6 protein-coding genes are annotated in these 14,211 nt (G+C 54.2%); 4 read left to right on the forward strand and 2 right to left on the reverse strand.

The window, feature by feature from the left end; translation table 11 throughout:
- Nucleotides 1–10: 10 nt before the first annotated feature.
- Nucleotides 11–4,660, reverse strand: a complete 4,650-nt coding sequence (locus HMPREF0178_RS12855) for an EAL domain-containing protein (RefSeq protein ID WP_009368479.1) — start codon at nucleotides 4,658–4,660, stop codon at nucleotides 11–13.
- Between the two features lie 835 nt (nucleotides 4,661–5,495).
- On the opposite strand from HMPREF0178_RS12855, the gene dnaB reads away from it, so the two are divergent.
- A complete protein-coding gene (gene dnaB / locus HMPREF0178_RS12865) occupies nucleotides 5,496–6,845 on the forward strand; it encodes a replicative DNA helicase (RefSeq protein WP_009368480.1) in 1,350 nt (449 codons plus the stop codon).
- 764 nt (nucleotides 6,846–7,609) lie between these two features.
- The gene (locus HMPREF0178_RS12870) at nucleotides 7,610–8,056 is read left to right on the forward strand and encodes a flavodoxin (RefSeq protein WP_009368481.1); all 447 of its coding nucleotides are present in this window, start codon (nucleotides 7,610–7,612) and stop codon (nucleotides 8,054–8,056) included.
- A gap of 1,199 nt (nucleotides 8,057–9,255) precedes the next feature.
- On the opposite strand, the gene HMPREF0178_RS22610 is transcribed toward HMPREF0178_RS12870, so the two are convergent.
- Nucleotides 9,256–10,692, reverse strand: coding sequence for a hypothetical protein (locus HMPREF0178_RS22610; RefSeq protein ID WP_232281276.1), 1,437 nt, complete (start codon nucleotides 10,690–10,692; stop codon nucleotides 9,256–9,258).
- 285 nt (nucleotides 10,693–10,977) lie between these two features.
- On the opposite strand from HMPREF0178_RS22610, the gene HMPREF0178_RS12880 reads away from it, so the two are divergent.
- The gene (locus HMPREF0178_RS12880; RefSeq protein WP_005024802.1) at nucleotides 10,978–11,769 is read left to right on the forward strand and encodes a ParA family protein; all 792 of its coding nucleotides are present in this window, start codon (nucleotides 10,978–10,980) and stop codon (nucleotides 11,767–11,769) included.
- A 243-nt stretch (nucleotides 11,770–12,012) separates the two neighbouring features.
- Nucleotides 12,013–13,911: a hypothetical protein gene (locus HMPREF0178_RS21045; protein WP_009368483.1), complete on the forward strand. Its 1,899-nt coding sequence runs from the start codon at nucleotides 12,013–12,015 to the stop codon at nucleotides 13,909–13,911.
- Nucleotides 13,912–14,211: the final 300 nt, after the last annotated feature.

Genomic DNA, 14,211 nt, shown 5'->3' on the forward strand with positions numbered 1-14,211 from the left:
GGTTTTCCCCCTACCCTTCTACATATAGAGGAAAACTGGCCTCGACGGACTCAAAGTGAGCGAGCGGGACGGGACGGGAAAAAATGTAGCCCTGAATCGCGCTGCACCCGATCGAGCGGAGAAACTCCACCTGTTCCTGCTTCTCAACGCCTTCGGCGACGGTGGACATGCCGAGTGCGCGGGCCATCTGCACAATGCTTTCAACCACGGCGCGCTCGCGGGGCGTACCCTCGGTGTCGCGGAAAAAGGCGATGTCCAGCTTGAGCACGTCGAGCGCGATCTCCTTAAGCATGTTGAGCGACGAGTACCCCGTGCCGAAATCGTCCATCGCACTGCGGAACCCACGGGACGGAAGGGCCGCCATCAGTTCACGGAACAGCGCGAAGTTACGGATCACCATCGTCTCGGTGCACTCAAGCTCAAGCATTCCGGAATCGATACCGTACTTGTCACGGATCGCTGAATAACGGTCGAGGAAATCGCCCTGCGCAATGCTCAGGCGAGACACATTCACCGAAAGCCTCAACGGAGGCAGGCCGCGCGAACCCCGGGACGCCAGATAGGCGCACGCCTCTTCGAACACAAAAGCATCCAGATCCACGATGAACCCGTTGCGCTCGAACAGCGGGATGAAGTCGCCGGGCGAGACCATCCCGTATCCCGGGCGCTCCCAACGCACCAGGACTTCGGCGCCAAACAGCGCGTCGCCGTGCTGGATATCCACCTGCGGCTGAAGATGGAGGCAGAACTCCCGATTGCGCAGGGCCTCCTCCATGCAGCTCTCGATGTTCTTTTCGTAAAGAACCCGCTTGCGCATCTCCTCGGAATATAAGGCGTACTTGCTGCCGCTGAGATGTTTTACGCTCTTCTGCGCAAGGTTCGCCCGGTCGAGCATATCGTCGATGCTGAGAATGTCCTCTGGACGCTCGACCAGATAAATACCCGCGATCATCTCCACGCGGAACCGGCGATTCGCCAACCCTTCAAACCGGGTCAGCAGATCCGAACAGCGCAGGAACCGCGCCACCAGATCGTCGATATCCCGATAGCACCGCAGCAGGGCAAAGTTGTCGCCGGAAATACGCCCGAACGTCTCTCCCGGGCGCGCGCCTTCCGCGATGAGCTCGGCCCAGTAGCTGAGCAACTCGTCGCCGATGTCGTATCCATAGATATCATTGATGAACTTGAAGTTGCGGATATCGCAGTACCAGAGCGAATATTTGCGGTCGCCGCGAGCGGCCAGCAATTCCGCCGCGTCCGTCTTGAACTTGGCGAAATTGCTGTATCCCGTAACCGGATCGTGCTCCGCCTGATAGCGCAGATGGCGCAGTGCCCGCACGTTATCATCCATGTCCGAGATCGTACCCACAATACGCAGGAGCTTGCCCTGCGCATCGCGCTTGAGCGTCGCCGCGATGCGGCACCAAATGAACGCGCCGTCACGGCGGCGCAGGCGCACCGTCGTCTCCACCTGATCCTCACGGTACAGCGAAGCGTGAAACGCCTTGAAATCGGCCATGTCACGCGGGTGCACCGTCAATGACCGGAGCATGTCCGGCACATTGCCGGGATTGTTGCGGCAATCCAGCAGCGAGCCCAAATACGGCGCATAATGCAGCTGTTGTTCCGGCCCCCAGTCGAACACCACGCTCTTGGTCTGCTCCACGATGATCCGGTAACGCTCGTCCATCATATGCAGCCGCTGGAGCTCGGCATTCTCGCGGGAAAATTCGTCCAGCCGTTTGCGGTCGTCGATGCCGTGCACCCAGACGAAATGAAGCTTGTCCGCATCTTCCACGCACAGGACGTTTACTGTTATCCAATGGTAACTATCATCCCGCCACAGGCAACGGAAATCTTCCTTCAACACGCCGTCGTTCAGCCGGAGAGAACGGGCGTTTGCGACAACCCTGTCGTAACGCTCCAGATCTTCGGGGTGGATCATGGACTCCCTCACCATCGCCTTCAGGTCGTCCAGCCTGCCCTCATCGGGAAGCGGGAGGAACGTCCCGCTGGAGTGCCGGATGATGCGGAAGGTGTTCCGGGTGAGGTTGCATTCGTAGATTTCCCCGGACTCCTCACTCAGGGCAAAGTCATACAGCAGGGCGACGCGGCTGCGCTCGCGCTCATGCCGTGTCTCGGTGATGTCGGTGATAGTGCTGTAGCACAGCCGGGAACGGCCCGACGTGGCGAAGAAGAACCGTGACTGGATCCACCGGGTTCCCCCTGCGGACATCTTCGCCCGGTATTCGCAAAGGAGTTCCCGTTTGTCCGACTCGAACACCTGCCGCAAATTTTCGATGCGGCAAAGCGCATACACGTCTTCGCTATCCTCAGCGACGATGTTGGAGCGTACCGCCTCCTTGAGCATGGCCTCATAGTCGCCTTGGGACGGGATCTTCTTTCGGGCGAGGAATTCCCCATACGGCACGGTATACAACCCAGTATCGAGATCGATGCGCAGAACAAGGCCGTAAGCATACCGGAACAGGCAGGAATGCTCTCCTTCCGAGTCGTAAACCGGAAGCTCGTCCAGTTCTCTGCCTCCCCGGGCTCGGAATTTCATCCGGTACATATCGTCGTCCGCGAGCTGGAACAGGGCATCGTAAGAGATCTGCTCATGGGAATAGGCCACGCCGATGCTCACGGAAAGCTTGCAATCCGCATATTCATTGCCAAGCGTGGCGGACATGGCTTCCCGGATGCGCCTGGAGACGTCCAGCGCCTCGGTGCGCGAAGGGACATCCTGCATGAAGGCGATGAATTCATCCCCGCCCGTGCGGGCCACAAAATCCCGGGTACGGAAAGATTCCTGCAACAGCTTGGCGAAAGCGATCAGCACGGCGTCGCCGCGCAGGTGGCCATAGCGATCGTTGACGCGCTTGAAATGATCGAGATCGAACACCAGCAGGGCGGAAGAATGCCCTCCGCGGTGGATATCCAAATACGTCTGGATAAACTGCTGCGCGTACTCGCGGTTGTAGAGCCCCGTGAGCGGATCGAGCCGGGTCTGGCGGATCAGCTCGTCCTGCCGCATTTTGCGTTCGGTGATGTCGAGGAGCAGGCAGATGCACACGGGCTCTCCTTCCCCGTCCACAACGAGCCGCCCCTTTTCAAGGACCCAGATGACCTGCCCGTCTCCCTTTCTGATGCGGTATTCCTGCTCATAGCAGCCGTTCACGGCCTCGCGCCATGCGGTGCGGAAAAGGGCCACGTCATCGGAGCAAACAATGGCCTCAAGGCCGCCCGCCATCAACCCCTGGAAAACGTCCGGCTCATAGCCGAGGAAATGCAGCATCCCCTCGCTGATGTAGGCCAAGCGCCGCTCGTCGCCTCCGTCAGTAACGAAAAAGCCCCCCTCAAGGCTGGAATCGATCAAAGACATAAAATAACGCTGGCGGCGGTAGTCGGCCTCACGGCGCTGCTGCTCGTCAATGTCGGTATAGAAGCAGTACAGCACCTCATGACCGTTCCACCGCTCTTCCGCGCGGCAGGCGTCCAGGCGCACCCATATGTCGCTGCCGTCCTTCCGGCGGACGCGGAAAGGGATGCTGAACCGCCCGGTGGCTTTGCGGTTGCGGATCTCGTCGTTGCCCACGATCAAATCTTCGGCATACACAAAGTTGATGGCGCGATTGCCGAACTGACCGCGGACTTCTTCCCGCGTATACCCGATCATACAGAAAAACTGATCATTGGCCTCAAGGATGGTGTACTCGGCATCGGCGGCGAGTTTCGCAAAACCGTTGAACACCACGGCGTGGCAGGCTTCCAGCTCGGCGTTCTTTTCCTTGAGCGAAACCACGCTTTGCTGAAGCTGCTCCTGAAGCTCATGGGAGCGGGTGATGTCGACGACGATGCTGACGATAACGGGCCGCCCGTCCTCGGAGATATTGCGCAATCCCCGGTCAAGGACCCAAATGTAGGACCCGTCCCGCCTGAGCATCCGATAGGAGACTTCATAGCTGTCAGTGACGGTCATCGACTCATTGACTAGAGTGTTGACGCGGTCGCGGTCGCCGGGATGGATACCGTTTTCAACCATCCCTCCCGTGTCCTCCACAAAATCTTCATACGAACTATATCCAAGGTACCCGAGGAGCTGATCGTTGATGAAATAGAGGGGGAAGCCCTTTTCGATATAGCCGCCGATAAGCCCGCCGGGAATGCTGTTTTTAAGCAGCTGGAACGCGCTGCGCCGGGACTGCGAGGAAAGCTCGTTCCCTTCCCCAAGGAAAGAGGTAGGGAAGAATTCGCCGTCCGGCTGTTCGCCGCTGGGAAGGGAGGCGTGGATGCCCTGGATGAGGCAGCGCCCATCCGGGACTTCGCCGCACATCGCGGAAATGCGGACGTTCACCCCTTTTCCGCTGGATGGATCGACGACGCTCATGTCGCCGTCCGTATAGCACGCCTTGCCCGCTTCCACGGAATAGAGATTCCGCAGCTTCACGTCGAAGGAGCCCGGCGTGGCCTTGAACTCCTCGATAAGCAGCTCGCGGCAATCGCAAAAACCCTTGCCGGCACGTTCAAAATCTCCTGTCCCTATCCAGCGGATATCGTCAGCGAGGCACTCAAGCGTTTTATCCAGATCGCGTAAATGGAGGTAAGCATCAAAAAAACGGCGGACGACGTCCTCGGAACGGGAAGCGATTGTTTGCATAGGGGCACCAGATCAAAAAATATTTTGTGATCACTAGCCTGTGTCCCGAAGGGCGTCAAGGAGGCAAAAAGGCGCCTCAAACGGGAAAATACAGGCTCTTGAAGAGATTATCCCCCCACGAATAAATCGCGGTTTTTCGGATGTGGGACAGTTCCCCTTCTTCACACAGGGGCCCCAGCAATAGGACGGCTACGTAAAAGGAAGATGGAAAACGGTCACCTCCCTTACCATACAATCGTTTCCCGTACCGTTACCTTGACTGCAAAAACAGGTTACGCAGTATGATGCACATGCTCCAAGGAAGCATTCCAACCCCTTTAGTGAAAACCCGGCGAAAAATATAAAAATCCTCATATCCATAACGGGGGTTATGCCGTACGGAAAAGGATGGCAAACCCCGGCGCCCTTGGCGGGATATCCGCACAGGCGGAGCAGGATAAGCCTGCCCTTATCGCTGGCAGGAGTGGTACGGTTCGTCAGAATGACCGCCTGCGGCAATATGCCCTCCAGGATGCGGCTCCATACCCACCCTTTTTCGGTATATCGGCCACCGGGATACGGCCAAATGCCCTCCGCAATCCCCCGAAACGCCTTCATGCGCAAGGGCTGTGAGGGCTCCCTCAGTAGTTCAGAAAACAAAGGAGGACATAAGAAAGCTTCATCCGCCCACACAAAAAGCAGAAGTCACCCTGCCCCAAACAGAAAAACGGCTGTCGGATCAGTGCTCCAACAGGCTGAGGGACCTCGTTCGGCGGGCCTTTCCCTTTTCGCCGAAAAATCCTACCCTTGGAAGAAAGGGCGCGGACGGCGCCTCCAACCTTTTTCACACAACGCCATGAAGACAGAATTCGAAACAGCCACAACGGATCTTGCGCGCCGGGTCCCGCCCCACAGTGTGGAAGCCGAGCGGGCCGTGCTCGCCGGACTGATCCTGCGCCCTTCCGCAATGGGGCAGATCGCCCCCATGCTGCACCCGGAAGATTTTTACCTGCCCGCGCATCAGACGCTGTACGCGGCCGCCCTCGGGCTTCACACCGATAACCGGCCAGTGGATCTCGTTACCCTTGCGGAACATCTGCGCGATCAAGGCTCGCTGGAACAGGCGGGCGGCGCGGCTTATATCGCGGATCTGGCGCAGTCGCATGTCAGCGCGGCAAACGCCGAGTATTATGCCAAGCTCGTACGCGACAAATCCATCCAGCGCGGGCTCATCGAGGCGGGGGCTAAAATCGTTTCGACTGGCTTCGACACTTCAAAGGATCTGGCCGGGCTCATCGACGAGGCCGAGCAGTCCGTTATGGCGGTATCCAGCCGCACCTGTTCCGGCGGATTCCGGCCGGTGCAGGCGCTCGTGGGAGACGTGGTGGACGCCGTGCTCAAGCCCGCAGAGGGGGGGATCACCGGGCTCGCTACTGGCTATCCCGAACTCGACGCCATCACACGGGGACTCCAGCCTTCGGATCTGATCATCATCGCGGCACGCCCTGCGATGGGCAAAACAGCCCTCGCCCTCAACCTCGCCATGCGTGCCGCCATCAGCGAAGGCGCGCCCGTGGGCATTTTCTCGCTGGAAATGTCCGAACACCAGCTTGTCCAGCGTATGATCAGCCTGTGGGGAAAAATTCCGCAGGAGCAGCTTTCCACAGGTCGCCTCAGTAAAGCCGAGGGGTCACGGTTCTTCGAAACCGCAGACCTGCTCCGGACCGCGCCGCTGTTCATCAACGAAACGCCCGCCATCAGCACGCTCGAACTCCGTTCACAGGCCCGGCGGCTCAAGGCCGAGCACGGCCTCGGGCTCATCGTGGTCGACTATTTGCAGCTTATGCGCTCTTCACGGCGCACGGACTCCCGTGAACTCGAAATTTCGGATATATCCCGCTCGCTCAAGGCTATAGCCAAAGAGCTCGACGTACCGGTCGTGGCCCTTTCGCAGCTCAACCGTAAAGTTGAAGAACGTAAAGACAACCGCCCCATGCTCTCGGACCTGCGTGAATCCGGAGCCATTGAACAGGATGCGGACATCGTGATCTTCCTTTACCGCGACGAGGTATACAAGCCCGATACGCCGAAAAAAGGCATCGCGGAACTTATCATCGGCAAGCACCGCAACGGGCGCGTCGGGACCGTGGAACTGGCCTTCCTGCCGCAGTACACCGCCTTCGAACCGCTTGCCAAGGATCGCTGATCGGCTATGGTGGATTCGGCAAGCATACATTCCTTTCAAGAGGATACAAAAGCGTTGGGGAAGGGAGACTTTTCTGAAAAACCCCCTTCCCCAACGCGGTCACTTTGCATCTATCTCCCTTCCCAAAGGGTTCTATAAAGATCGAATTTTTGCCCGCAGCGTTCTGAAGTGCTTTCCCTTTGAAACGAGAGCTCGTTTCAAGAGCAACGTTCCAGCCAATGCCTCTAGAGACAAGCCACAATGTACGGCGTGTTTTGGAAAATACACAGATCTCTCCCTCTCCCTGCATGACACAACACCCGCATGGGGCTTCCGGGTGGCAGATGCAGCCGGATACGGCCCAAGAGCGGTGTCATCGCCTATTTTTTCGTCTCTTTAGGGGGCTCTTTCTTTTACAGGATATAAATTTTATTTTCTATTTTCAATGTATTAGCATATATTCTTTCCGGGAATTCCATAAAAACAAATTTTATACTTGAAAAAGAATTTCAATTTCATTATTGTCTTTTCACGGACGACGAGGAAACAGGCAGTATCCCGTCTCCAGTCAAACTGTTGCCGAGAAATCGGCACAGGAGCCGGGAGGTGGTTGGCCCGGCTTCCCAGCCGGATGCCGATCCCCCCCCTCGGAAGCAGTCCTTCGGCATCCGGCAAAGAAATTTCCTAATACGTGGCTGTTTCTCAGCTTCGCGTGTTCTCATTGCCTTTTCCAGCCAAAAAGAGCGAGTGTGCAAGGACAAAACCGTTTCATCATGGAGTACATCATGAGCAAAGTACTGATTGTTTACGGCTCCACGACCGGCAACACGGAAGCTCTCGCGGAAATCCTCGGACGCCTTATCCAAGAGGCTGGGCATGAGACTACCCTCCTCAACGCTGCTGACGCCAGCGCACCCGGCCTTTGCGATGGATGGGATATGATCCTTTTCGGTTGTTCCGCATGGGGCGACGACGAAATAATCCTGCAGGACGACTTTGACGCGTTGTTCCAGCAGTTCGACCTCATCAACGCCAAGGGGCACAAAGTAGCCTGTTTCGCCACAGGGGACAGCAACTTCACATACTTCTGTGGAGCTGTCGACGTTATCGAAGCCGCTCTTGAACGGCTTGGCGCGGATGTCGTCGTTGAAGGCCTTAAAATCGACGGACAGGCCCAGTCCGACCAGCCGGAAATCCAGGAATGGACCAAGGCTGTCATTGAAGCTCTGTAAGCGCTAAGAAAGTCTTCCTTCGAAATGCTCGTTTCCTTGCGAGCACAACGGGCCGGAGCCCTCTCGACCTCTCCGCCCCAACCTCCTCCTTACGCCCCGGTTCGACCGCCGAACCGGGGCGATACTTTTTCCCCATCATGAGGTTTTTACGGTAGCATGGCCACCTCAAACGGCTCTCCTCTTCCATGCCGCCCTGCCACCGGATGAGGCTGTCTTGCCGTAATCCTTGACGTGCGGAATCTTCCGCTACTGTGTGCGTCGAGCTTCTTGTACGCTGGTGCTCTTCAAGCACTCTCATCCCATACCATTTCTGATAAGAGCTAAAAACATCCTCTTTGAGAGTGACTTTTCTTGAATATACTGTTTCCACAGTCATTTTTATCAGTCAACGGCTGTCACTGACAACTTTCAACAGATATCCATCCAGTGCGTTTCTCCGTCGATTTCTTTGGATAAACTGTTTCTGGTCATCATTACCTGTTACCGCCAGACAACATCTGCAAACAGCAGTGGATGACTGACAATGATAGCTCCGGACTGGCACTGTCAGACATACAAAAAACAACACGGCAAAATGGTCACGAATAAACTATACTATGGTAAAATAACAAGCTTTATTTGCATCAATGACAACCGCTGAAATACGGTAGAGAGGTGTCATCTCAAAGCGGAGGCCATAAACTTTTGCCATCCAAAACAACACGGCAAAATACTCGCTATTTCATATTAACATATTGAAATAATAAGTTAATATAATCAAAAAGAATCATACTCTCTTATGTTTGATTCTCCTAAGCCCACCGATAGCTTAGACGGGAAAATTCTGACACGTTGTTTCAGGTGTCAACGAAAACAGCATGTTATCGATGATGACAGCTAAGGTGAGTTCATGACGGATTATGACATGCATCAGTTGTCACATGGCTTTTCAGAAGAGAGGATGGAAGAGCATTAGGGGGCACCAATACGGCAATATGCCCACTAAATATATTTAAGATACTGAAAAATATTGTATATTTCATTAATACACAAAACGTTCAAACGTCCACTGGCGGGAGAGATATCCCATCACTGCCAAAAGGGAAAACGTAGGGGAGCATATATTATAATGATAGAACGTCAGTAAGGACTACGCAGCCACTCTTGCGCGTAGGCCAGAGTGGCGCATAAAAAAGGCCGTTTAACACGGCCTCGCTTGTCTAGTCCTCTTTCCTGCGCCCTCGCCTCCGGGACGGGAGGGCTTCAGCTGTACGGTTGAGGATCACGATATTCCCCTTTGTCAGAATACTGGTTTTCTCCAGCACCTTCTTTTCCGCCAGTTCCGCGATAGCGTCCCGAATCTGTCGGCGTGTTTCCTTTAACGGCGAACGCAGATCCATATTCAGCGCCAATGCCAGCGTGCGGATATCTCCCCGAAAAACCGGATTTTCCCTATGCGACTGGCAGAAGCGATACATAGCCTTCGCAATGCTTCCCCTGATCTGGAAACGTTTGGCCACGTCAATCCAAGTGAGCCGATTGGCCACGTACATTTCCCGGAAGAACGGGCTGATCGTTACTGAAATATCCCGTTCCGCATCATTTTTTCCACGCAGGCGCAAATTCGAGATAATGTGCGTAAGGTCGTAAAACGTCTCCTGCCCCCTTTCTCGCACCACCAATTCTATAGTCCCGTGCGCGAGGCATGTAAGCCCCGTTACCAAGCGCGTATAATGGTTCTTTCCCGGCCTCTTATGCCCCATCAGACGCAGAATCGGCAGCAACGGGCCACGATACGTGAATTTTCCCGTACCGCTCTCCGGGAATGCCGAACGCACAGGTTCCGGAAAAGCCTCCACGCCGCCAGAAACATACGGCGCCTCGGGAAGATCCGGGGCGACGGGCACAAAACCTTCTTCCGTATCCTTCACAGGAAGCGCTCCTGTCGAACGAACATGACGAGCCTCGGCCCCTTCCGCCCCGGATTCAATGATCGCCAGCAGAGCCATCAGCACGTCCTCTTCCTCAACACTGAGTTTCGGCCCTGTATAAAGGATATCTCCCCACGGCCCCGAAGAAATACGTTCTTTAAAAAAGAAGGCCCCAGATGCCGCGATGCTGCCTTTTTCACGCGATGTAATATCGGGATCACGCATGAGCGCGTCCCGGCGTCCCTTTTCAAGGTTATTCATCGGAAAAAACGGCGAAACGCGTGCAATACTGGTTGGATAGCCACACCAAAGTGAAGGGCGTTCCTCCTTAGGAGCTGGCAGGGGTACTGCGGCGGGGACGCTCTCAACCGGGCTAGGCGCAGGGACAGGCTTTGGAGAAGCCGTCCTGACGACCTCGCACGCCACCTCTCGCGCCTGTTCACGAGCAAGCTCCTCAAGGCTCACAGGCGAGGGCCGTTTCCGCTCCTCAGGCGCGGCAAGCGCACGACAAGCTTTGGATGAAGGGCTTCCGCTTCTACGCCACTCTTCAATGATCGCAACGATAAACGACGGAACATCCTTCCAGTCGAGCGCATCGATCTGTGTGGCAAGCGTAGGATTATACAGCCTCAGGCGTTCCCGCTCCTCAGCAGAAAGAGGGGAGGGGACAGCCGTCTCAAGAAAACCTTGCAACGCTTCACCCACGGATTTCATCTTATTGGTCATGGCAACATTCCGCATTAGAGCGCCAGCTTGCCATCCGGACGGCGCAAGAGCTGCCGGAAAGTGCTGAACCCCGGAGGTGCCGGGCACGCATCCATAGAAGAAAAAGGTGTCAAACTCCGCAAAAGGCCTTTCTTCCCTCGGCCCAGCCGTCCATTTCCGACTCTAAAAAACACTGATGGCGAGTATTGCCCGCATCCATTTACCGCTTTTATTGAGGATGATCATTGACTTTTTTTGAGTATCATGCAAAAAATTCGACACATCACACGCAAATTGGAGGATCTCATGGCAGCGAAAGTCATTGCTTTTGCAAACCACAAAGGTGGCGTAGGCAAGACCGCGAGCACTGTTAACGTAGCGTATTGCCTCGCTAAACGCAAACGCCGTGTGCTTGTTGTGGACTGTGATCCTCAGGGAAACGCGTCGCTGACCCTCGGAACCGTATCCCCATACGAACAACCCCGCACAGTGGCAAACCTCTTTACCGGGCTCTCGTTTTCGGCAGCGGCCGTGCCTTCCAAATACGAAGGGTTGGATCTGATCCCTGCCAATCTGAATGTATACGCCACGGTAAGCACGCTTTCCAATTCCATCAAGCGCTTTTTCGGTTTCCGGCAAGCCCTCGATAAGGCAGCTTTGAACACCTACGATTACATTCTGCTGGATTGCCCGCCCACCATTGAGGGTGCGCTCCTGACCAATGCGCTTATCATTACGGACTATATCATCATTCCGGTTGGGGTTGAGGACACTTATGCCCTTTCCGGCGTAAGCCATCTTATCAAAGTCGCGGAAACCCTGCGCGCTGACACCGAATCGAATCTTGCGATCATGGGCGTACTGCTGACCATGTACGATGGCCGCAATAACGCCGCGAAAACCATCCGTAATGTGGCAATAGGGACCTTCGGCGAAGAAATGGTCTTCCGTACGACTATCCCCAGAAATACTACACTAAATAAAGCTGTTATGAGTAACCTTGCGGTCTGTGACTATGATGACGGTTGTTCTTCCTGCCGCAGCTATCGTGAGTTGGCACAGGAAATGGAAGCCCGTCTTGATCCCAAGAACGCATGATTATTCAAAGATGGGCATAGAATAAAAGATGCTTGTCCTGTAGTTTTATATTCCTCTTTTTCGGATTACAAGTTTACCATTGGTAACATTCAATTCTTTCCCGGAAGAAACAAAGTGTACACGTATGAGCCAAATTCTATTGTCCCCCGCACATGTTGCCTATAAGTAAAAATATCCTCTCGACAAGAAAAGGCTCTCTTCCTCTCCGTCCACTTTATCCTCTTCCTTCCGTAAGGAACTGACATGGCTAAGAAATCAAGCATGCCGGACTTTACCTTCGCTCTCGGTGCCGACCTTCGAGAAGCGGCTGCTAAGATGCGTAAAATGAGTCAGCCGCCGAAGCATCAATCTGCCCAGCAATCTGATGAGGCCGTAGATGCCATGTCCGAAGATGCAGAAGTTACGGTTGAATCCTCAGCAGTAGAGCCCCCCATTGCTAAAAAAGAGACCTTAACGCCAGAGCCAAGTTCTGATGCAACCATTGGCGTTGACGTTTCTCCAACAGATTTACCATATTGTGAAGAGTCGACCGTCACAATCGAACAATCCGAAGATATTGCTGCACCTGTAGCCCCTACTTGTTCTGTAACCGATGGCTTACAGACTCTTCAAGAGGCCACGGCCGAACAGAAAGTAGTAGACACTCCTGAGATACCTGCAGAATCCCCTGAAAGGGAACATGTGGAGGGAACTCCTCAGGTAGACCTTTCTACTCTACTTACTGGTGGAGAGAAAACAGAACCTTCTCAGGGGCCTTCTTCTGAATCACTTTCGGCAGAGGCTCCAAACGCTGTTTGTGCACCAGAGGCAGGTTCTGCGTACACTCTCTCAGATATTCAGGGTGAGCCGTCTGATATCCCCGTACAAGCAGCTCAAGCCGGTCTGGATTACGATAAAAAACCGTCAATGACAGCTGATGATAGTTATATACAGGAATTAACAGAAATAAACAGCAAAAAGCAGTCATTCACCGCTATTCCTCCAAAAACAATCCATATAGACACAAACTGTCACCAACAGTCCTCGATGTTTGACGACAGGATGGCAACTGTCAATGACAGTCCTGTACCAAAACATAATTACAAAGCCACTACCCCCAGTTCTGATGAAGTAAAAAAGTCACCGAATGTAGCCAACCGCTCAATATATTCACAGCTATCTTATAGCCAGTCACAAACAGTCACTGACTATCAAACTTATTCAAGTGCAATAACGGTGTCCCCTTGTTCTAGCGGAGAGACTCTTCTTCCAAGAGATTCTTTTCAATCTAGGACTGTTACCCCTCCTCAATCCACCGTCGCACACTCTCCGTTGCAAGATGATGGTTTCAAATTGTCACAAGCCGTCACTATAGTGGCGAATGACCATAAACAACCTACTGACTCTAGAAAAGTTCAACAAGAACGGGATATAACAGTACAACATGGCATCTCGCCGTCTATCATTGCGGCCACCCTTCAAGACGCCCATCTTGGCGGAGCCCGCCAGATACTTTTAGATGCACTCACTGCACTGAGGCAGCAATCCCCCCAGGTCGTCGTTAACCTAAAACGTCTTGCTCCGGCTATCGGGCTTTCCTACGGCACCGTCCGTAACACCATCAGCCGCCTTGTACGTGAGGGCGTCATCTGTACTACGCAAGTTCGCACGGGGGATGCTCATGGTGTGTGTGTTGAATTTATTAATGACAATCCATTACCGACAATGACTGCTTCTTCACGTACTAGACAGTCAACGCTCTATCAACAGCAGCCACAGACAGTCATGAAAACTGAGATCCCCCCCTCTTTATCACTTGATGACACGTGTATATGGAATACGGATGGGGATCTTATCGCTATTTTGTGGCCCTTCGCAGCGAATGCCGGTTTCGGACCAGCCCATCTGGCACAACTGAAGCGTGCCTATCAGCTGCAGGGATGGGAACCGGAAAACGTATCGCGGTGTCTGCGTTATCTTGATTGGGAACTTGCCAATGGCGTCGCATCAGGGCCTGAACACGTCACCGCGTGGCTCCGCACCATGCAGCGGCAAGGGCACTATCCTCGTCCAGAAGGCTATGTAGACCCTGAAGTTCTGCGTCTTCGCCAACAAGCCGACGAGGAACGCGAACTCGCTGAAGCCCGTACCCGCTTCAAGTAACTCTTTTCCCCTTTCTTTTTCTTACCGGAAGCAACACGATGTCCGTCATCTACGCAGGCATCCCATCCATGACTGTCCATTAGGGCATCATCTTTTATCAAAACAGCTAATGACAGCTACTGACTAATACGAACAGCTTCTGATTGTTTGTTACAAGACCTAAATCTCCAAAACTTAACAAGCTGTTATGAGCAGTCAACAACACTACCGTCAACAGGCACTGTCTGTTGACGGTAGTGTTGTTTCTCATGAGGAGTCATTTACCTGAGGAATTTCCCCCCCAATCTCTCTCTCTCTCTC

This window comes from Bilophila sp. 4_1_30 (assembly GCF_000224655.1).
Lineage (GTDB): Bacteria > Desulfobacterota > Desulfovibrionia > Desulfovibrionales > Desulfovibrionaceae > Bilophila > Bilophila wadsworthia.